This window comes from Leclercia sp. 1548, from assembly GCF_050435045.1.
GTDB classification, from domain to species: domain Bacteria; phylum Pseudomonadota; class Gammaproteobacteria; order Enterobacterales; family Enterobacteriaceae; genus Enterobacter; species Enterobacter adecarboxylatus.
Genome location: NZ_JBNDJP010000006.1, coordinates 13,490 through 34,834 on the forward strand (window position 1 = coordinate 13,490; position 21,345 = coordinate 34,834).

At 62.0% G+C, this 21,345-nt stretch carries 15 protein-coding genes; 6 read left to right on the plus strand and 9 right to left on the minus strand.

Annotated features, from left to right (window positions below):
* Positions 1-7 precede the first annotated feature (7 nt).
* The gene (locus ABIE02_RS16230; RefSeq protein ID WP_270736398.1) at positions 8-1,120 is read left to right on the plus strand and encodes a M20 family metallopeptidase; all 1,113 of its coding nucleotides are present in this window, start codon (positions 8-10) and stop codon (positions 1,118-1,120) included.
* Positions 1,121-1,375: 255 nt separating this feature from the next.
* Here ABIE02_RS16230 and entH read toward each other — a convergent pair whose 3' ends face one another.
* The 5 genes from entH to entC are packed head-to-tail and all read right to left on the minus strand — an operon-like array spanning position 1,376 to position 6,193.
* Positions 1,376-1,789 (minus strand): proofreading thioesterase EntH, encoded by a 414-nt coding sequence (entH, locus tag ABIE02_RS16235; RefSeq protein WP_032616989.1) that lies wholly within the window; start codon positions 1,787-1,789, stop codon positions 1,376-1,378.
* A complete protein-coding gene (gene entA / locus ABIE02_RS16240; protein ID WP_032616988.1) occupies positions 1,790-2,545 on the minus strand; it encodes a 2,3-dihydro-2,3-dihydroxybenzoate dehydrogenase EntA in 756 nt (251 codons plus the stop codon).
* Complete coding sequence (locus tag ABIE02_RS16245; protein WP_059308538.1) at positions 2,545-3,399, minus strand: isochorismatase; 855 nt, start codon at positions 3,397-3,399, stop codon at positions 2,545-2,547. The genes entA and ABIE02_RS16245 overlap by 1 nt, the downstream gene beginning before the upstream one ends.
* A 10-nt stretch (positions 3,400-3,409) precedes the next feature.
* Complete coding sequence (gene entE / locus ABIE02_RS16250; protein ID WP_130589177.1) at positions 3,410-5,008, minus strand: (2,3-dihydroxybenzoyl)adenylate synthase EntE; 1,599 nt, start codon at positions 5,006-5,008, stop codon at positions 3,410-3,412.
* 9 nt (positions 5,009-5,017) lie between these two features.
* On the minus strand, positions 5,018-6,193 hold the full coding sequence (gene entC / locus ABIE02_RS16255) for an isochorismate synthase EntC (RefSeq protein WP_077227982.1): 1,176 nt from the start codon (positions 6,191-6,193) through the stop codon (positions 5,018-5,020).
* Between the two features lie 187 nt (positions 6,194-6,380).
* Between entC and fepB the strand changes: the two genes are divergently transcribed.
* Complete coding sequence (fepB, locus tag ABIE02_RS16260; protein ID WP_103791891.1) at positions 6,381-7,340, plus strand: Fe2+-enterobactin ABC transporter substrate-binding protein; 960 nt, start codon at positions 6,381-6,383, stop codon at positions 7,338-7,340.
* 850 nt (positions 7,341-8,190) lie between these two features.
* Here fepB and entS read toward each other — a convergent pair.
* Positions 8,191-9,438: an enterobactin transporter EntS gene (gene entS / locus ABIE02_RS16265; protein WP_148569776.1), complete on the minus strand. Its 1,248-nt coding sequence runs from the start codon at positions 9,436-9,438 to the stop codon at positions 8,191-8,193.
* 111 nt (positions 9,439-9,549) lie between these two features.
* Here entS and fepD point away from each other — a divergent pair, with 111 nt between their 5' ends.
* From fepD to fepC, 3 genes are read left to right on the plus strand one after another with little or no spacing between them, the layout of a single operon-like run.
* Complete coding sequence (gene fepD, locus ABIE02_RS16270) at positions 9,550-10,554, plus strand: Fe(3+)-siderophore ABC transporter permease (RefSeq protein WP_032616982.1); 1,005 nt, start codon at positions 9,550-9,552, stop codon at positions 10,552-10,554.
* Positions 10,554-11,543, plus strand: a complete 990-nt coding sequence (gene fepG, locus ABIE02_RS16275) for an iron-enterobactin ABC transporter permease (RefSeq protein WP_059308542.1) — start codon at positions 10,554-10,556, stop codon at positions 11,541-11,543. The genes fepD and fepG overlap by 1 nt, the downstream gene beginning before the upstream one ends.
* Positions 11,540-12,340: an iron-enterobactin ABC transporter ATP-binding protein gene (gene fepC, locus ABIE02_RS16280; protein ID WP_336994776.1), complete on the plus strand. Its 801-nt coding sequence runs from the start codon at positions 11,540-11,542 to the stop codon at positions 12,338-12,340. Before fepG ends, fepC begins: the two co-directional genes overlap by 4 nt.
* Positions 12,341-12,646: 306 nt before the next feature.
* Here the strand turns inward: fepC and entF are convergent, their stop codons facing one another.
* From entF to fes, 3 genes are read right to left on the minus strand one after another with little or no spacing between them, the layout of a single operon-like run.
* A complete protein-coding gene (gene entF / locus ABIE02_RS16285) occupies positions 12,647-16,510 on the minus strand; it encodes an enterobactin non-ribosomal peptide synthetase EntF (protein WP_336994777.1) in 3,864 nt (1,287 codons plus the stop codon).
* Positions 16,507-16,719 (minus strand): MbtH family protein, encoded by a 213-nt coding sequence (locus tag ABIE02_RS16290; RefSeq protein WP_336994778.1) that lies wholly within the window; start codon positions 16,717-16,719, stop codon positions 16,507-16,509. Before ABIE02_RS16290 ends, entF begins: the two co-directional genes overlap by 4 nt.
* A gap of 14 nt (positions 16,720-16,733) precedes the next feature.
* Complete coding sequence (fes, locus tag ABIE02_RS16295; protein WP_336994779.1) at positions 16,734-17,936, minus strand: enterochelin esterase; 1,203 nt, start codon at positions 17,934-17,936, stop codon at positions 16,734-16,736.
* Positions 17,937-18,190: 254 nt separating this feature from the next.
* Between fes and ABIE02_RS16300 the strand changes: the two genes are divergently transcribed.
* A complete protein-coding gene (locus ABIE02_RS16300; RefSeq protein ID WP_032616976.1) occupies positions 18,191-20,431 on the plus strand; it encodes a TonB-dependent siderophore receptor in 2,241 nt (746 codons plus the stop codon).
* Positions 20,432-21,345 lie beyond the last annotated feature (914 nt).

The window sequence follows — 21,345 nt, forward strand, 5'->3', positions numbered from 1 at the left end:
CGTAACCATGAATCTTGACCACTATATTGAAGAACTCAAAACCCTGGTGAACGTAGACTGCGGCACCCAGACCATCGCAGGCGTCGCCACCGTCGCAGGCATCATGCAGACGCTGTGGCAACGCGAAGGCTGGCACACCGAGCAGGTTAATTTGGGTGATAACGTCGGCCCCGGCGTCTTCGTCAGCAATAAGCCGCACGCAGAGCAGTTTGACGTTCTGCTGGTGGGCCACCTCGATACCGTCTTTGCCCCCGGCACCGTAGCCGAACGTCCGCTGAGTGAAGACGATACTCGCCTGTACGGCCCTGGCGTCTCCGACATGAAAAGTGGATTGCTGAACATCCTCTGGGCGATGCGCGGGCTGGACGCGGCGGATAAGGATCGCCTGGCGATTGCCGTGGCTATGAACCCGGACGAAGAGACCGGCTCGGTCTACTCCCACGAATGGATTGGCGAACTGGCTAAACGCGCCCGCTGCGTGCTGGTGTGTGAAGCGGCACGTGCCGACGGTTCCCTGGTCAAAGCGCGCAAAGGCATGGCGGGCTACCACCTCACCTTTAGCGGCGTGGCGGCGCACGCGGGTAACGATCCGGAAAAAGGCCGCTCGGCGATTAACGCCCTGGCGCATGCTGTGACCGCCATTAACGCGCTCACCGACTGGGATCGCGGCACCACGCTGAACGTCGGCGTGATTCACGGCGGCAGCGCGGCCAACGTGGTGGCGGATAGCGCCGTTGCCGAACTCGACGTGCGTTTCTGGGAAAACGACGAGTACGACCGGGTCAATCAGGCGCTGGAAGCCCTGTGTGAAAAAGGATTTTTAGAGGGCGTTACCACCTCGCTGACGCGCGTCAACCACAAGCCCGCCATGGCAGCGAGTGAAGCCACGCAGGGACTGATGCAGCTCGTTGAGAAAGCCGGGAAAGAAGAGGATATCGCCATCACCTGGCAGGCGGTGGGTGGCGGCAGCGATGCCAACCACACTGCCGCGCTCGGCATCCCAACGCTCGACGGCTTAGGGCCGATTGGCGCGGGCTTCCACAGCCCGGCGGAGTGGCTGGATAAGGCGTCGATCGCGCCGCGGATCCGGTTGCTGAAGCGGATTGTGTCGATGCTGTAAGCGCATTTCCCCCTCACCCCGGCCCTCTCCCCGCAGGGGAGAGGGGGAAAACAGTGCTCAGTTCTCTCCCCCATCCCCGCAGGGGAGAGGGGAAAACAGTGCTCAGATCTCTCCCCTATCCCCGTAGGGGAGAGGGGGAAAACAGTGCTCAGATCTCTCCCCTATCCCCACAGGGAAGAGGGGGAGAACAGTGCTCAGATCTATTCCCTCTCCCCTCCGGGGAGAGGGTTAGGGTGAGGGGCAACTCCGCCTCCCTCACCCCAGCACCATCGTACTCAACCGACAGGTACAGCACCGTCTTCCCTGCTCGTCATACACCACGATCTCCCAGCTCTGGCTGGTACGCCCCAGATGCAGCGGCTGGCACACGCCGCGCACCTTTCCCTGCGACACCGCACGATGGTGCGTCGCGTTCAGCTCCGTGCCCACCACGCTCTGCCCATCGCGGGTCATCAGGAATCCGGCCATCGACCCCAGCGTCTCCGCCAGCGCCGCCGATGCGCCGCCGTGGAGCAGGCCAAACGGCTGATGGGTGCGGGCATCCACCGGCATCTCGGCTTCGAGGGTGTCGTCGCCAATCCGGGTGTAGACGATCCCCAGATGCGCCACCATGGTGTTCAGGCTGGAGCGGTTTAATTCCTCCAGCGACAGATGTCGTTTCCAGATCATCTAGGCCCCCAGCGTCGAGCCGCCATCCACCACGATATCCTGCAAGGTGATATGGCTGGCGAGGTCGGAAGCGAGGAACAGTACGGTGCTGGCAATCTCCTCAGGACGGGCGATTTTACCCAGCGGAATGCCGAGCTTGAACTGCTCGCCAAAGCCGCGGATACGCTGCTGCTCGGCGTCATCGCTCACCCACAGGGTGCGCTGCATGTCGGTGTCGGTGGACCCCGGCGACACCAGATTACAGCGCACGCCGCTGCCCGCCAGCTCAAGGCCGACGGTCAGGGCCAGGCTTTTCAGCGCCGCTTTCGATGCCCCGTAGGCGCTCATCCCGAGGCGCGGAGTGTGTGCCGCGTCGGAGGCCACGGTGACAATCGCCCCGCCCTGCTGACGGCGGAACTGCCCCATCGTCTGCTGGAACAGGTTAAACGCCCCGCCAACGTTGACCGCGAAGGTCTGCTGCCAGTCGTCCTGCGAGAGCTGGTCAGTCGCCCCCATCCGCAGGATCCCTGCTGCATTCACCAGCACATCCAGACGATCGACCGAAGCCAGCAAACGCCCGCAGACCTCGCTCACCTGCGCAGCGTCCGCTACGTTCAGCACTTCGGTGGTAAAGGGATAGCTCGCCTGCGGGAAGGCCACGTCAAAGCCCGTCACCCGGGCGCCCGCCTCTGCGAACGCCACCGCGGTGGCGTAACCGATGCCTTTCCCGGCCCCGGTCACCCAGACGGTTTTCCCCGCAAAATCGAACGTAGCCATTATTTCACCTCGCGGGAGAGCAGCGCCCACCAGGCATCCAGCGTCGGGTTTTTCGCCAGCATCACAAAGTCGATATCGCCATGCACTTTGCGCCAGCGCGCCGCCAGGGCCATCATGCGTACCGAATCCAGACCGTAGTCGATCAGGTTTTCGTCATCCATCGGTTCGTCGGACTCGTCCAGCAGGGGCAGGATCGCCTCGCGCAGCGCCGCTTTACTGGCGGGCACTGACGGCAGCAGTTCGTCGGTGGTCACCACGCGCCCGGAACGACCGGCCACGTACTTGAGCGACATCAGATGCTCATCCCGGGTGAAATCCGCCAGCGCATCGGCGACGAAGAACGGCTGGATGTCGCGCATAAAGGCGTCGGTCGCAGTGGTCATGCAGCCGATGTGGGCATACACGCCGGTGATGATCAACTGGTCGCGCCCGCTCTCTTTCAGCATCTGCTCCAGCGGCGAGCGGTGAAACGCGCTGTAGCGCCACTTCACCAGCACGGTGTCTGCTTCGTCCGGGGTCAGTTCAGCGACAATGCGCTGCTGCTCCGGGGAACGGGTCAGGCCCGGTCCCCACATGTCGTTCAGCAGAGCGCGGTCTTCATCGCTCTGCTCTTTCGGCTGGGCGGTGTAATAGACCGGGATCCCCTGCTGCTTGCAGTAGTCGCGCAGACGGGCGATGTTCGCCACCACCTGCGCCATCATCGGACAGTTATCGCCCCAGAAGTTAAGAAAATACTCCTGCATATCGTGGATCAGCAGCGCGGCGCGCGCGGGCTCCATGGTCCAGCTCACTTTATTGCTGGGCAGATCTGCCGCGCCTGGCAGCGCATAACCGGTTAATTTTGGAATTGCCATCGTTCGCTCCTTAGCCCTGCGCCCGTTCGGCCAGCCACAGGCGTAATTGTTTTTTATCGACTTTGCCTACCGGCGTCAGCGGCAGTGCGTCCAGGCACTCCACGCGATCCGGCAGTTTGAATTCAGCCACGCCCTGCTCGCGCAGGAAGCGGCGCACGTCAACTGCACGCAGGGGCTGTTTCACCACCAGATACGCGCAGCTCTTCTCGCCCAGCAGGCTGTCCTCCATGCTGACCAGCGCGGCGTGGATCACCGCCTCGTGGCGCAGGAGCAGGTTTTCCACCTCTTCGGCGGCGATCTTCTCCCCGCCGCGGTTGATCTGATCTTTCTCGCGCCCCTGCACGGTGATGTAACCCTGCTCGTCAATGGCGATCAGATCCCCGGAGCAGTAAAAGCCGTTCGCGTCAAAGGCGCTGGCGTTGTGCTCCGGGCTTTTGTAGTAGCCGCGGAAGGTGTACGGCCCGCGGGTCATCAGACGCCCGACCTCGCCGCGCGGCAGCGGATTACCGTTCTCATCGGCTACCCACACTTCATCATCCGGGCACATCGGACGGCCCTGGGTATTCATGATGCGTTCCGGGGTGTCATCCAGGGCGGTGTAGTTCACCAGCCCTTCCGCCATCCCAAAGACCTGCTGGAGTTGGCAGCCCATCTCTGCCGGAATGCGGGCAGCCAGCGTGGCAGAAAGCCGCGCCCCGCCCACCTGCAACAGTTGCAGCGACGCCAGTTGGGCATTGCCTGCGCCTTCGGTAATGGCCTGCAGCCACAGGCTGACCGCTGGCGGCACCAGCGAGGTGACGGTGATGCGATGCTCTTCAATCAGCGGGAAGCAGAGCGTGGCGCTCGGATCGTGCGCCAATACCACGCAGCCACCGGCCATAAAGATCCCCAACGAGCCGGGGGAACTCATCGCAAAGTTGTGGGCAGCAGGCAGCGCGTTCAGGTAGCGGGTATCCGCGGTGATGCCGCAGATCTCGTTGCTGCGGCGAATGCTGTAGTAATAGTCGTTATGGGTGCGCGGGATCAGCTTCGGCGTGCCGGTACTGCCGCCAGAAAGCTGGAAGAACGCGACCTCGTCGGCCGGAGTCGGGCTGGCGATAAAGTTTTCTGCCGGACGGGCAATGGCCGCTTCCAGCCCTTCGCCGCGCAGCAGCGCCACGCGCACGGAGGGGTGCTGATCCCTGAAGGTGTTAAGGAAATCGTCGCCAGCAAACAGGCCATGGGCGCGGTCAGCAATCAGCAGCGTCGGTTCAATCTGGGTGGCGTAGGCGTTCAGTTCGCTGCGCTGGTGGCTAAAGAGCGCATTCACCGGGGCCACGCCCACCTGCAACAGCGCGAAAAAGGTGATGTAGAACTCCGCGACGTTACCCAACTGCACCAGAGCGGTTTCACCCCGCTGGATCCCCTGCGCCTGCAACGCTGCCGCGAGGTTATTGACGGACTGCTGGAACTGGCGGTACGTCAAGCGGCGTTCGCCGTCGATAATCGCCAGCGCATCGCTGTCAGCGTGGCGGGTCAGAATGTCCGTCAGGGGCAGATCCTGCCAATAACCTTTTTCACGATAGCGACGGGCGAAGTCGTCGGGCCAGCGGGTAAAGGGAAGGGTCATGATTAATCCTTAATGCAAGCCAAAAACATTGAGCATGGTGGTCAGTTTGACGCCGGTTTCGCGCCACTCGGCAACCGGTGAGGAGGCAGGCACAATCCCGGCACCGGCAAACAGGCGCACGCGGTTGGCGTGAAGGCGCGCGCAGCGGATAGTCACCACCCACTCGCCGTTGCCTTCGCTGTCGCACCAGCCGACGATTCCGCCGAAGAGTTCACGGTCGAACGGCTCCAGCTCGGCAATCAACGCTTTCGCCGCCTGGTGCGGGAAGCCGCTCAGGGCCGGGGTCGGGTGCAGCAGACAGGCCAGGGTCAGGGCGTTTTCATCTTCACGCGCTTCGCCCTCTACCGGGGTAGCGAGGTGCCACAGGGTCGGGGTGGTCACTAACTGCGGCGAAGCGGGCATAGTCAGCTGGTGGCTGCGCGGGGCGAGCACCGCCTTCATCGCCTGGGTAACCAGGTCATGTTCATGACGATCTTTTGCCGAAGCCAGCAGCTTGTTGCCCGCCTCACGATCGAGCATATCGTCCGGCTGACGACGCGCGGAACCGGCCAGCGGCAGGGAGCTAAAGTGAGCCCCCTCTTTACGCAGCAGCAGTTCCGGGCTGGCGCCAAGCAGTACCCCGCCATCCTCCAGCGGGACGTGGAAGTTAAAGCTGGCCGGGTTCTGGGCAATCAGTTTTTCCAGCAGCACGCTGCTGTCGAGGTTCTCTTCGGTGGCGATGTCGATCAGGCGCGACAGCACCACTTTATTCACGCGCGGCGTCGCCGTCAGGGCGGCGGCGCGGGCCACCATCTCTTCAAAGGCTAACTGGGCCGGGATCTCGGTGCGGGATTTCACCGTCAGCGGCGGCGTCTGGGTCGCATAACGGGCAGACTGCTGGCGTGCCGGACGGGCAAAATTTTGCGATGTTTGCGGAATGAACAGCGACGACGGCTGACGGGTATCAAAGGGGATCGCCCCTACCATCACCGGGTTAGCAATCCCGGCGGCTTTGGCATCGGCAAAGGCCTGGGCAAGCTGTTGCTGGAAGGGGCTTGCCGGATCGTCGCCGCCCACGGCAGGGGTGGAAAAACGGCGAAAACAACCCGAGGTGGTAAAACTGCGATAAGGCGACATAAAAAAGAAGCTGTCTTTTTGCAGCCGGGTCGCGTTGTGCTGAATGTCCTCAGCCAGTGACGTATCCATATCATCCTCCTGAAATGATAAAAGCAGTAAGAATTATTATCATTTATATTTTCGCTGGCTAACCTAATCCCAGAGCGCGATGGTGTCAACCGATGAGCGCGCAACTTGTGCGACTATCGCTTGCATCCCTGCGGTGCATTTATGAAAATGAGAAGCATTAACTTCAACAAAAACAGGATGCCCCTTAGTGAAACTGCCCGCTGTTTGTCGTAACACCCTGCTTTTAACCGGACTTTTAATTTCAGGATTAACCTCAGCGCTCGCCGCCGACTGGCCGCGTCAGGTCACGGACAGCCACGGAACCCACACGCTTGAGAGCAAACCGACGCGGATTGTCTCCACCAGCGTGACCCTTACCGGCTCGCTGCTGGCGATTGATGCCCCGGTGATCGCCAGCGGAGCCACGACGCCAAACAATCGGGTGGCCGACGATCAGGGCTTTTTGCGCCAGTGGGGCGAGGTGGCAAAACAGCGTAAGCTTGCGCGCCTGTATATTGGCGAGCCGAGCGCAGAAGCCGTAGCCGCCCAGATGCCGGATCTGATCCTGGTCAGCGCCACCGGAGGAGATTCAGCCCTGGCGCTGTACGATCAGCTGTCAGCCATCGCCCCGACGCTGCTCATCAACTACGACGATAAAAGCTGGCAGGCGCTGCTGACCCAACTGGGCACCATTACCGGCCAGGAGAAACAGGCCGCGGCGCGGATTGCCGAATTTGATAAACAGCTCACCCGGGTGAAGCAGCAGCTGAAACAGCCGCCGCAGCCGGTGAATGCCATCGTCTACACCGCTGCGGCTCACAGCGCCAACCTGTGGACCGCCGAGTCGGCCCAGGGCAAGCTGCTGCAACAGCTGGGCTTCTCTCTGGCCCCCCTGCCCGCCGGGCTGAACGCCTCGCAGAGCCAGGGCAAGCGCCACGACATTGTGCAGTTAGGGGGAGAAAACCTGGCGACCGGGCTGAACGGCGAAGGGCTGTTCCTGTTTGCCGGGGGTCAGAAGGATGTGGATGCTATCTACGCCAACCCGCTGCTGGCCCATCTGCCGGCGGTACAAAACAAACGCGTCTGGGCGCTGGGGACAGAGACATTCCGACTGGATTACTACAGTGCGATGCGGGTGCTGGATCGTTTAGAGGGGTTGTTTAAGTAAGGGCACAGACCGCCTCCCTCTCCTGATATTGGCACGGTCGGCCCCCTCTCCTCTTTGGGGAGAGGGTTGGGGTGAGGGGGAACATGCGACCTCCCTGTGGGCTGTGGGATCCCTACAAAAAAATGGGCACGGTCGGCTCCCTCTCCTGATATTGGCACGGTCGGCTCCCTCTCCTGATATTGGCACGCTCGGCCCCCTCTCCTCTTTGGGGAGAGGGTTGGGGTGAGGGGGAACATGCGACCTCCCTGTGGGCTGAGGGATCCCTACAAAAAAATGGGCACGGTCGGCTTCCTCTCCTGCTATTGGCACGGCCGGCCCCCTCTCCTCTTTGGGGAGAGGGTTGGGGTGAGGGGAACATGCGACTCAGGTGGCGGTTCCGTCAAAAAAATGGGCCCGGTCGGCCCCCTCTCCCGATATTGGCACGGTCGGCCCCCTCTCCTCTTTGGGGAGAGGGCTGGGGTGAGGGGAACATGCGACTCAGGTGGCGGTTCCGTTCACCTTACGTTCTGCACTTCTCTGTCAGGCGCGTCACCCGTGAACGTGCCAGGGGGGCTCGCCGCCTCCCCCCTGGCTACCCCGGCTCCCGGCAAAGAAAATCGCCGCTTCGCGGTGCACTCAGCTTATTCCTTCAGGCTTTCGGGTCGGGCACCAGCCTGCATCCATGCAGGCTATGCCCTCTCGGCGCGTCCCTGCGCCTCGCCCCGGCCTTACGGAAACGCTTCGTCGATTTTCAGCCGGACAGCGGAGTCGCTATAAGTCGTTTAAAATACTGTGATTATTTCATTGCTGTAAGGGCAATAAAATGACTTGGGATACCTCAGCTCTGTGGGTGAATGTCAGGGAGCAGGCATCAGACCGCACTGTCGTTTAAAACGGGCGCCTGCCGGAACCGGCGCAACTCGGCTAACACCACCAACAACATCGCCCCGACGATGGCCAGCACAAATCCGCTGCTGCTGGCCGACGCCACCGGGGTCATGATCACCCCCAGCCCGCCCAGAATGGCGGCACCAATCGCATCCCCCGTCACGTTCTGCGCCGTCCACAGGCCGTTGATGCGCCCGAGCATCGCTTCCGGGGTTTGGGTCTGAATCAGGGTGTATTGCAGCAGCGAGCTGACCGCACTCAGCCAGCCGAACAGGGCCAGACAGATCACCCCCAGCGCCCAGACCGGCATCAGGCTGAAGAAGCCAATCGCAATAAACGAGGCCAGGGTCGCCAGCAGCATAATCAACCCTGGACGGGCACTCTGCGCCAGATTGCCGCTGGTCAGGGCACCAAAGGCCGCCCCCAGAGGGATGGCGGCATACAGCAGACCAATCTGCGACACGCTCATCTGCCACTCCATCGCCAGCGCCGGATAGAGTACCCGCACCGCGCTCGCCATCGTCAGTAACCCGCCCAGCAGGGCGATACCGCCAATCAGCGGATTGCTGAACAGAAAACGGATCGCCGCCAGCAAGGATTTAAGCGGATGTTCACGCGGCTGCGGCGGTGGCGGCAGTAAAGGCAGACGCAGCAGGGTTAAGGTGGTGATAAACGTGCCCGCCGCCGCCAGGCCGTAGTTCCAGGCCACGTTGCCGGTGCCGAGCAATAACCCTCCCACCATCGGCGAGATCACCGACCCCAGGCGCACGGTCAGCATGGTAATGGCCCCGGCCTGCATCAGGTTTTCGCGCCCCACCAGCGCTGGCGTCGCCGCCAGCAGCGCCGTCACGCCGAGCGAGGCGAAAAAGCCGTCCCACAGGCCGAGAAGGTAAATGGCGATTAACGACGGCTCCGGCAGCATCGCGTTCAGACACAGGCCGACAAACCCCACGCCGCACGTGCCGCGCGCCAGCAGAATCAGCTTTTTACGCTCGTAGCGATCCGCCAGCACCCCGCCCACCATCAGGCCAATAAACATCGCCCCGCCGGTCAGGGTGACGGATAGCCCCACCAGCCAGCTGGAGTGGGTCATCGCCTGGATTTGGACCGGAACGGCCACGCCGAGCAGACCAAGGGATAAAATGGAGATAAAACGGGCAATAAAAACAGCACGAAACGCCGGATGGGTCTTCAGCAGGCTCAGATTGAGCAGCCAGGATTGTCGGGTCATTACAAAGCCTTAATGGTTTCTTTTGTACCAATTCCATGGCCGCACATGCTAACATAGCTAAATAAGATAGATAACGATAATTACTATCATTATCAAGTCATGGACATTGCTATGTCGTACTCCTCTTCCGCGCCACGTGCCCTTGCCGTGCCCGGTTTACTGCTATTGCTCACGTTTGCGATCGCCCTCAGCCTGTCGGTGGGTGCGAAACCGCTGCCGTTTTCCGTGGTGGTGGATGCCCTCACCGCCACCTGTCAAAGCGCCGATTGCACCATCGTGCGGGATGCGCGTCTGCCGCGTACCCTCGCCGGTCTGCTGGCCGGAGCCGCCCTCGGTCTCGCCGGGGCGCTGATGCAAACCCTGACCCGCAATCCGCTGGCCGACCCGGGCATTCTCGGCGTTAACGCCGGTGCCAGCTTTGCCATCGTGCTGGGCGCAGCGCTGTTTGGTTTCTCCACCCCCGGTGAACAGCTGGTGATGGCGCTGTGCGGCGCCTTTGCCGCCTCGCTGCTGGTGGCCTTTACCGGCAGCCAGGGCGGAGGCCAGCTCAGCCCGGTACGCCTGACGCTGGCAGGTGTGGCGCTCGGCGCGGTGCTGGACGGCCTCTCCAACGGTATCGCCCTGCTCAACCCGGACGTTTACGATCAGCTGCGCTTCTGGCAGGCGGGTTCGCTGGATATCCGCACCCTGCAAACCTTACAGGTGGTGAGCGTGCCGGTGCTGATCGCCGCAACCGTGGCACTGCTGTTAAGCCGGGCGCTCAACAGCCTGAGCCTCGGCAGCGACACCGCCACCGCCCTCGGCAGCCGCGTGGCGCGCACCCAACTGACCGGGTTACTGACCATCACCGTTCTGTGCGGCAGCGCCACGGCGGTGGTCGGCCCCATTGCCTTTATCGGCCTGATGATGCCGCACATGGCGCGCTGGCTGGTGGGGGCCGATCACCGCTGGTCTCTGCCGGTGACGCTGCTTGCCACCCCTGCCCTGCTGCTGTTTGCCGACATTATCGGGCGTCTGCTGGTGCCGGGCGAACTGCGCGTCTCGGTGGTCAGCGCCTTTATCGGCGCGCCGGTGCTGATTTTCCTGGTACGCCGCAAGCGCGGAGGTGCCCTGTGATGGCCCCTTCCCGTCGGTTAGTGCTCAGTTGCCTGCTGCTGATGCTGGTCAGCCTCGCCGTGGCCGTGTTTAGCCTGCGCAGTGGCGCGGTGACGCTTGATTTTACTCAGGTCTTTAATGCCCTTACAGGCAGTGCGCCGCGCAATATCACTATGGTGGTGACCGAATGGCGACTGCCGAGGGTGATGATGGCGTTGCTGGTGGGCGCGGCGCTGGGGATCAGTGGCGCGATTTTCCAGTCGCTGATGCGTAACCCCCTCGGCAGCCCGGATGTGATGGGCTTTAACACCGGGGCCTGGAGCGGCGTGCTGGTGGCGATGGTGCTGTTTGGTCAGCATCTGACGGCCATTACTCTGGCGGCGATGGCGGGCGGAATTCTCACCTCCCTCATCGTCTGGGCGCTGGCCTGGCGCGATGGCATCGAGACCTTCCGCCTGATCATCATTGGCATCGGTATGCGCGCCATGCTGATGGCCTTTAACACCTGGCTGCTGTTGCAGGCGTCGCTGGAGACTTCGCTCTCTGCCGGGCTGTGGTTCGCCGGATCGCTCAACGGCCTGACGTGGGCCAAAACCCTGCCCGCTGCCCCGCTGATCCTGCTGATGTTTATCTGCGCCTTACTGCTGGTGAAACGGATGCGCCTGCTGGAGATGGGCGACGACAGCGCCTGCGCGCTGGGCGTGAGCGTCGAGCGCTCGCGTCTGATGCTGATGCTGGTGGCGGTGGTGTTAACCGCTGCCGCGACGGCAATTGCCGGGCCGATCTCCTTTATTGCACTGGTGGCCCCGCACATCGCGCGGCGTCTCAGCGGCACTGCCCGCTGGGGGTTAACCCAGTCGGCGCTGTGCGGATCGCTGCTGTTGCTGGCCGCCGATCTCTGCGCTCAGCAGCTGTTTATGCCGTATCAACTTCCGGTGGGGGTGGTAACCGTCAGTCTTGGCGGGATCTACCTCATCGTCTTGCTTGTTCAGGAGTCCCGCAAGAAATGACAGAGACTGCAACCCGCTTGCGCGGCGAAAATCTGACCCTCGGCTACGGTAAAAAAACCGTGGCCAAGGATCTGCAGGTGGCGATCCCCGACGGCCACTTTACCGCCATTATCGGCCCCAACGGCTGTGGAAAATCGACGCTGCTGCGTACCCTGAGCCGCCTGATGACCCCGTTGCACGGCAACGTGTTTCTCGATGGCGAACAGATCCAGCGCTTTGCCAGCAAAGAGGTGGCGCGCCGGGTCGGACTGCTGGCGCAAAACGCCACGACGCCGGGGGATATTACGGTGCAGGAGCTGGTCGCGCGCGGGCGCTATCCGCACCAGCCGCTCTTCACCCGCTGGCGTAAAGAGGACGAAGCGGCGGTGAACAAAGCGATGCAGGCCACGGGTATTACCGACCTGGCGGCACAGAGCGTGGACACCCTCTCCGGCGGGCAACGTCAGCGGGCGTGGATTGCGATGGTGCTGGCCCAGGAGACGTCAATTATGCTGCTGGACGAACCGACCACCTGGCTGGATATCAGCCATCAGATTGACCTGCTGGAGCTGTTGAGCGACCTGAACCGCCGCCAGGGTTTTACCCTGGCGGCGGTGCTGCATGACCTCAATCAGGCCTGCCGCTATGCCACCCATCTGATTGCCCTGCGCGAAGGAAAAATTGTGGCGGAGGGTGCGCCGAAGGAGATTGTCACTCCGGAATTGATCGAGCGGATCTACGGGATGCGCTGCATGATTATTGACGATCCGGTGGCGGGCACACCGCTGGTGGTGCCGCTGGGGAAACGTGCGGTCTGACCCCCTCACCCCGGCCCTCTCCCCAAAGGGGCGAGGGTGAAAATATGGCTCCGTGCTATCTTCCACAAAGGGCGAGGATGAAAAGACGGCCCCCTACCCTCTTCCCCTAACGGCGAAGGTGAAAAGACAGCTCCGTGCCCTCTTCACCAAAGGGCGGGGGTGAAAAACCGGCTCCGTACCCTCTTCCCCGAAGGGCGAGGGCGAAAAACCGGCCCCGCACCCTCTTCCCCAAAGTGCAAGGCCGAAAAACTGGCTCCGTACTGTTCCCTCTCCCCTATGGGGAGAGGGTTAGGGTGAGGGGATAAGCTACCCCAATATCCCTTTCAACACCGGCCCTATCTGTTCAAACGCCTGTGGAGAGATGATATCGACGTGGGCGCAATCCTGGCGATAAACCTCCAGTTCCCCCACCCAGGGCGCCCAGGCCTGGTGCGGATCCATCGTTCGTGTGCGCTCGGCAACAAACAGCGTCGCTTTACCGTCAAAGGATGAGCTGTGCGCCGTGGTCAGCAGACGTACCGCATCGGCGTAGTTGCCCTCTATCGCGCTGAACAACTCCCCGGAAGCCTGCCCCTGCTGGGCGGCGAGAAACGCCTGACGCTCGCGCTCGATCTCCGCTAATACTTCAGGATCGAGGCCATTCGCCTCTTTTTCGCGCCAGTTTTGCGTCTCAGGCGGCCAGGTATCCAGCAGTCCCAGGAACGCGACTGCTTCCCCCTGCGCGCGCAGCCGGGCGGCAATACCCTGCGCCAGCGTGCCGCCGAGGGAATAACCGAACAGATAATAAGGCCCGTGCGGCTGTTGGGCGCGCAGCGTCGCCAGATGATGCTCGATCACCTCATCCAGCGTGGCGCACTGCTCCATCGGCCCTGGTCGCGGCGACTGAATGCCGGTGATCGACCAGCGTGGATTGAGGTAGCGCGCCAGCACGCTGAACTGCCAGGCAAAGCCGGAGGCCGGATGGAAGCAGAACAGCGTCGGGCCGTGGCTTTCGCGCAGCGGCAAGAGCGTCTCGTAGCCCAGACGCTGCGCCTGCTCATCGCTCATGTCACCCGTCAGCAACGCGCTCAGCTTGCCCACCGTCGAAGCCACCATGACCTGACCAGGCGTGACCTGGCGGGCAAAGTGGCGACTCAAACTTGCGGCAAGACGCATCGCCAGCAGCGAGTGCCCGCCGAGGGCGAAGAAATCGGCCTCGATGTCGTTGATCTCACAGCCCAGCAGGGCAGAAAACGCTGCCGCAATCGCCTGCTCCGCGTCGCTTTCCGGGGCGCGCCCCGGGGTTTTCACCGTCAGTTCAGGCAGCGGCAGCGCCTTGCGATCCAGCTTGCCGTTGGCGCTGAGCGGTAGCGCGCTTAACTGCAATAACACCACCGGCACCATATGCGGTGGCAGCTGCGTTTTCAGGATGGTCAGCAGCGCATCGCGGTCCAGCGGCAGGCCGGACTCCGATACCACATAGCCCACCAGCTGACGGGCATCGCCGCCGGTGTCTGCGGCCTGGTTGATAACGCAGGCATGGGTCACCGCCTGGGCCACATCGGGCAGGGTCAGCATCGCCCGGTCGATTTCTCCCAGTTCAATACGCTGACCGCGAATTTTCAGCTGATCGTCGCTGCGGCCTAAATACTCCACCGCGCCGTTATCCAGCCAGCGGGCCACATCGCCGGTGCGGTACATGCGTTCACCCGGCGCGAACGGGTCAGCGATGAATCGGCTGGCAGTCAGATCCGGGCGGCCCAGATAACCCTGCGCCAGCTGAATGCCGGTGAGATAGAGATCCCCCGCCACGCCGAACGGCACCGGGCGCATCATGGCATCCAGAATGCGCAGGCCGGTATTCCACACCGGGAAGCCAATCGGCACGCTGTTGCCTGTAACCAATGCCAGCTCCGGGCCAAAGGCCGGATACCAGCTGACATCCACTGCCGCCTCGGTGGGGCCGTACAGGTTATGCAGCGGCACATGAGTAAGGTGTTCCCACTCGCGGCACAGCAACGTCGGCAGGGCTTCACCGCTGCAGAACACCTGTTTCAGGCTGGCGCAGCAGGCGGCGTTTTCCGGGGTCAGCGAGGCGACAAAAGCCGCCAGCATTGACGGCACAAAGTGGGTGGTGGTGACGCCATATTTCGCGAAGAACGCCTGCATCGCCAGCGGATCGCGGTGCGCCTCCGGCTCGGCCATCACCAGCTTCGCCCCGGCGATAAAGGGCCACCAGAACTCCCATACCGAGACGTCAAAACTGCACGGCGTTTTTTGCGCCACCACGTCGTCGTCGGTGAGCGGATAGTGATTTTGCATCCACAGCAGGCGGTTGACGATGGCGGTCTGGCCGACCATCACCCCTTTTGGCCGTCCTGTCGAGCCAGAGGTAAAGATGATATAGGCGGTCTGTTCCGGGGCACTGAGGTTGAGCGGTTCGCTGCCCTCAGCACTAAATAGTGTGTTGTAACTAAACACCTCCACCGACAGATGGCTGAAGCGCGGGCGCTGGTCGTCCGTGGTGATCAACAGGGATGGTCTGGCGTCCTCCAGCATCATCTGCAGGCGATCGTCGGGATAGCCGGTGTCCAGCGGCAGCCACGCGGCACCCGCTTCGACGATGGCGTGCAGTGCCAGCGTCAGGAACACTGAACGCGGTAACGCCACCGCCACGCTGTCGCCGGGCTTCACGCCCCGGGCGCGCAGCTGGTTCGCCAGGGCCACCACCTGCTCACGCATCTCGCGGTAGGTCAGATGGTGTTGCGCGTCGGCCAGCGCTGACGCGTGCGGGGTTTTCGTCGCCTGCTCCGCCACCAGCGCGCTCAGGGTGGTGCGCGGCAGCGTCACCTCAGTCTGGTTAATCTTCTCCAGCCGCTGATATTCGGCGTCAGACACCGTTTCTGCCTCGCCGCAGCGCAGGTCAATATTGGCGGCAAACTGCGCTAATAGCCCATGCAGGCGCTCGACGTGGCGCACCAGGGTGGCTTCATCATAACGCTGCTTGTTAGCAAGGATCTCAATGCTCAGGCCGCCCTGCTCGTCCGGGAACAGTGCCATCTCCAGGTCGTTGACCGGGCCGGTGGCGAGGGTGTGAGTGACCGCCTGAACGCCAGCAAGATCCAACTGGTAGTCGAAGACTTTTACGTTGAACACCGGGCCAAACAGCGCTTCGTCGCTGGCGGCGCGCCCGCTGTCGCGCACGATCTGCTCGGCGTCGTAACGCTGATGGCGGCGCATCTTTTTCATCTGCCCGGCCAGGCGCTGGGCCAGCTCCGGCAGCGTCTCCTGCGCCCTGATGTTCACCGCCAGCGGCAGCACGTTCAGCACCGGGCCAGTGGCCGTCAGGGCCGCAGACCCCATCCGGCGCATAAAGATAAAGCCAGCGGCATAGTCCATGCGCCCGGTCAGGCGGGCGAGCCACAGGGCCACCAGCGCCAGGGCGAGGTCAGTGCGCTGGCTCTGGCTGGCAGTGGCCAGCTGGGTAAAGGCGTGACGATCGGCGGTCAGCTTCAGGCGCAAAATGTCGGTCGTGGCAGCACGCCCTGGCAATGGCGCGCTGGAGAGCGACACCGGCGGTGGAAGCTGCTTGCGCTGTTCGGCCCAGAAAGCACCGTCGCGGGTATACGCCTCGCTGTCGCGGTAGCGTTGATACTCCTCCGCCACCTCCGCGAAGGGGGTAAAAGGCGACTCCGGCGTGGCTTCGCCGTTGGACCAGGCACGATAGATGGCAACGATCTGGCGGGTAATGGCCGGGAAGCTGAAGCCATCCACCACTAAATGGTGATAACGCTGATACCAGTACCAGCGGTTGTCTGCCACCTGAATCAACAGATGAAAGGCCAGCGGTTGTCCGCTGTCCACGCGCAGGTTCTGGTTAAGATCGGCCTGCATCTGCGCCAGCGCCGCGGCATGGGGGTTGGGGTTCGTGCGCAGATCAATGATCTGCGGCTCCGGCAGGATAATGCTCTCGTCCACCCACTGCGCGATCTCGCCGTTGTCCTCGGTAAACCGCATGCGCAGGGTATCGGCCTGCATCATGCCCGCCGCTACTGCTTTCGCCAGCAGTGGGGCGTCAACCGGGCCGGTCAGTTCGACGTAGTGGGCCACGCTCCAGGCGTTGGGCAGGTCGGAAAGCTGTTCCGCCATCCAGATACCCGGTTGGGCGGCAACAAGAGGATAGGCGTTCATGGTTTCACCTGTGCAAAATGGGCCGGGATCAGCATTTGCCAGTGGGCAGCAAGCCACTGCTGACAAGCTTCCTGCGACTGCGGCTCGCACACCGCGCGCCAGCCTTCCGGCAAGGCGCACTGCTGCGGCCACAGGCTGTACTGCTGTTGCGCGTTTTGCACCAGGGTGAACAGACCCTGTGGATCGTCGAAGGGGTTACTGAATTCCATACCAGACTCCGTGATTAAATAAGCGGCTGCCAGAGAGTCATCAGCCCCTGCGTCAGCCCTCCCCGCCAGCAAAGTGCATCATGTCCACCCTCAACCGGCCGCCAGATAACCGGCTGCCGGGTGTGCTGTAGTTCGGCGTACAGCGCCTGACAGGCGCGGTAAATCAGAGGTTCCCGTCGCCCCGCCTCAAGGACGATGCGCAGCCCCTGTGCCGACAGTTGGTGGTTTTTAAGCTGCTCGAGGATCAGGCCGTCCTGCTTGCCGCCGCGGTGGGGCCACCAGAAGGAGCCGGACTGGCTGAGCACGCAGCCAAAACGCGCGGGCCAGTACAGCCCGGCATACAACGCGGAAAGCCCGCCGAAGCTCTGCCCGGCGACCACGGTACGATCGGCGCGGTCGCTGAACGGGGCCAGCTTATGCACCTCCGGGAGTAATTCCTGCTGTACCGCCAGCCAGAAATCGGGGTTACAGGGCAGCTCATGGCTGCGGTGGACGGTGTCTATCACATCGATCAACACATAAACGGCAGGCGGCAGTTGGCCTTGTTCAGTCAGCGCCGTCAGCGCGGGCCATACCGGCATGCTTTCGGCCCAGAACTGGCCGTCAAGCAGCACCGCCAGCGGGCGCTCATGAGAGGTATCCTCACCGGTGGTGAAGATCCAGACCCGGCGGGTATTGCCGAGACGGGTACTTTGCCAGGCAAGACAGTGCGGAGGACGATAAAGGGTATCGAGTCGATCCCAGCCGGGCTGAACCGGTGCCTCGGGCATCTCAAGCGCTGATACCGGATGGCCGCGCCCGCCGCGCCAGTGCTGGCGGTTAAGCGGATCGGCGACGGCATGTGGCAGCAGCTTGCGCCAGCCTTCGCGCAGCGCTATGCGGTCCGGCGGATCGGTGGCAAACACCGCTTCGGCAAAGTCATCTTCAAGGGTTGAGGGGATAAAACAGTAACTGCCGCGCCAGGTCGGGCTGAACTCGCCCTGCCACTGCCAGATATCGGTTCCGGCAATGCGCACCAGCGTCTGCGGGCGGGCATTATGGTGGTGATCGGTCACGCCGGTGATGTAGATCCACACCCGCTTCAGCGGCGAGGTCTGCTCGGTTCCAGCCGGATCGCGCCACCAGAACGTCACCCGATAATGGTCGTCTTCCCGTACCCATTCCGGCCCCTGCTTCGACAGCCACCAGCCATCGCTCCCCGTTTCCAGCGTCGTCACCGATATAACCCCATGACCTGTTCGGTTTTTTTGATAAAAGATAAACAATATCGATAATATTATTGATAACTATTTTCATTTGCAATAGCGTATGGGCGCGCTGTGGGAAGCGCGCACATTAAATAACCATGCCATGCGCTGCGTACTGACTCAGGACAGAGAGGTTTTCGCAGACTGCGGGCGATATCCTTCCGCCGCCTCACCCATTCGGGACGGAGCCTTGAGGCATGCGGCATTGAAAAGCAGGACAGACAATGAATAACAAGCTTCACTCACTGGCCTTACTGGTCAATCTGGGGATTTACGGTGCGGCACTGCCTGCGATGGCAGCCGATACCGCGGCTAACGAAGATACCATGGTGATCACCGCCGCCGAGCAGAACCTGCAGGCGCCGGGCGTTTCCACTATCACCGCGGATGAGATCCGTAAAAATCCCGCCGCGCGCGATGTGTCAGAGATCATCCGCACCATGCCGGGCGTCAACCTCACCGGTAACTCCACCAGCGGCCAGCGCGGCAACAATCGCCAGATTGATATCCGCGGCATGGGTCCTGAAAATACCCTGATCCTGATTGACGGTAAGCCGGTGACCAGCCGCAACTCTATCCGTCTGGGCTGGCGCGGCGAGCGTGACACCCGCGGCGATACCGGCTGGGTGCCGCCAGAGATGATCGAGCGCATCGAGGTGATCCGTGGCCCGGCGGCTGCACGTTACGGTAACGGCGCAGCGGGCGGCGTGGTGAATATCATCACCAAAAAGGTCAGCAACGAGTGGCATGGCTCCTGGAACACCTATCTGAACGCCCCTGAGCACAATGAAGAAGGCTCCACCAAACGCACCAACTTTAGCCTGAATGGCCCGCTCGGCGGAGATTTCAGCTTCCGCCTGTACGGCAACCTGGATAAAACCCAGGCCGACGCATGGGATATCAACCAGGGCCATCAGTCTGAACGTACCGGTGCCTATGCCGATACGCTGCCTGCCGGACGCGAAGGGGTCGAGAACAAAGACATCAACGGCGTGCTGCGCTGGGACTTTGCCCCGATGCAGGCCCTGCAGTTTGAGGCCGGTTACAGCCGTCAGAACAACCTTTACGCAGGCGATACGCAGAACACCAACAACGACAACAGCAGCAACGGGCTGGTGAAGAAGAACTACGGCAAAGAGACCAACCGTCTCTATCGCCAGAACTTCGCGCTCACCTGGACCGGCGGCTGGGATAATGGCATCACCACCAACAACTGGGCGCAGTACGAACACACCCGCAACTCGCGTCTGGGCGAAGGGCTGGCAGGCGGTCTGGAAGGGCTGTTTAATAGCAATAAATTCACCGATACCGACCTGTCTGACGTGATGCTGCACAGCGAAATCAACCTGCCGATCGACTTTATCGTCAACCAGAACCTGACCCTGGGCACCGAGTGGGATCAGCAGCGGATGAAGGATATGTCCTCCAACGGCCAGACCTTGCAGGGCGGCGCCATTCCAGGGATGAGCAACAACCGCAGCCCGTACTCGGATGCCGAAATCTTCTCCCTGTTCGCGGAGAACAACATGGAGCTGACCGACAGCACCATGCTGACCCCGGCGCTGCGCTTCGATCATCACTCCATCGTGGGCAACAACTGGAGTCCGTCCCTGAACCTGTCGCAAGGTCTGGGGGATGATTTCACCCTGAAGATGGGGATCGCCCGGGCCTATAAAGCCCCGAGCCTGTATCAGACCAACCCGAACTACCTGCTCTACAGCAAAGGCCAGGGTTGCTATGCAAGTTCGGACGGCGTCGGCTGTTATATGCTGGGTAACGAGGATCTGAAAGCCGAAACCAGCATCAACAAAGAGATCGGCCTGGAGTGGAAACGCGACGGCTGGCTGGCGGGCGTGACCTGGTTCCGTAACGACTATCGCGACAAGATTGAAGCGGGCTACGCCCCGGTGGGTCATACCTCTTCCGGTAAAGTGCAGACCGATATCTATCAGTGGGAAAACGTGCCGAAAGCGGTGGTGGAAGGGCTGGAGGGCACGCTGAACGTGCCGGTGAGCGACACCATCAACTGGACGAACAACGTAACTTACATGCTGCAAAGCAAGAACAAGGAGACCGGCGACCGCCTGTCGATCATCCCGGAGTACACGCTGAACTCAACCCTGAGCTGGCAGGTACAGCAGGATGTGTCGCTGCAGTCGACCTTCACCTGGTACGGCAAGCAGCAGCCGAAGAAGTACAACTACAAAGGTCAGCCGGTGAGTGGTTCTGAGAAGGACGAAGTTAGCCCTTACAGCATCGTCGGCCTGAGCGCGACCTGGGACGTGACCAAATACGTCAGCCTGACCGGCGGCGTGGATAACGTCTTCGATAAACGTCAGTGGCGTGCGGGTAATGCCCAGACCACCGGGAATACCACTACCGGGGCGTATATGTATGGCGCGGGCGCGTATACCTATAACGAACCGGGACGGACCTGGTATATGAGCGTGAATACGCAGTTCTGATGCTTTACGCCCTGTCCGTCAAGGTTTGAAGGATCCTCGCAAAAAACAGTGGCACGGTTGGCCCCCTCTCCTGATATTGGCTCGGTCGGCCCCCTCTCCTCTCTGGGGAGAGGGTTGGGGTGAGGGGGAACATGCGACCTCCCTGTGGGCTGAAGGATCCTCACACAAAAATTGGCACGGTCGGCTCCCTCTCCTGATACTGGCGCAGTCGGCCCCTCTCCTGATACTGGCACAGTCGGCACCCTCTCCTGATACTGGCACAGTCGGCTCCTTCTCCTGATACTGGCACAGACGGCTCCCTCTCCTGATTCTGGCACAGTCGGCTCCCTCTCCTGATACTGGCACAGTCGGCCCCTCTCCTGATACTGGCACAGTCGGCACCCTCTCCTGATACTGGCACAGTCGGCCCCCTCTCCTGATATTGGCTCGGTCGGCCCCCTCTCCTGATACTGGCACAGTCGGCTCCCTCTCCCCTTTGGGGAGAGGGTTGGGGTGAGGGGTACATGCGGCTCAGGTGGCGGTTCCGTTCACCTTACGTTCTGCACTTCTCTGTCAGCCGCGTCACCCGTGAACGTGCCAGGGGGGCTCGCCGCCTCCCCCCTGGCTACCCCGGCTCCCGGCCAGGAAAATCGCCGCTTCGCGGTGCACTCAGCTTATTCCTCCAGGCTTTCGGGTCGGGCACCAGCCTGCATCCCTGCAGGCTATGCCCTCTCGGCGCGTCCCTGCGCCTCGCCCCGGCCTTCCGGAAACGCTTCGTCGATTTTCAGCCGGACCAGGGAGTCGCTGTAAATCTTTTATTATTCTGTAATTATTTCATTGCATTAAGCGTAAGAAAATGACGGGTGATCCCTCTCCCCTCAAGGGAGAGGGAACCGTCCGGGCGCGTGTGTTAACATAGGTGCCCTTTTTTCAGC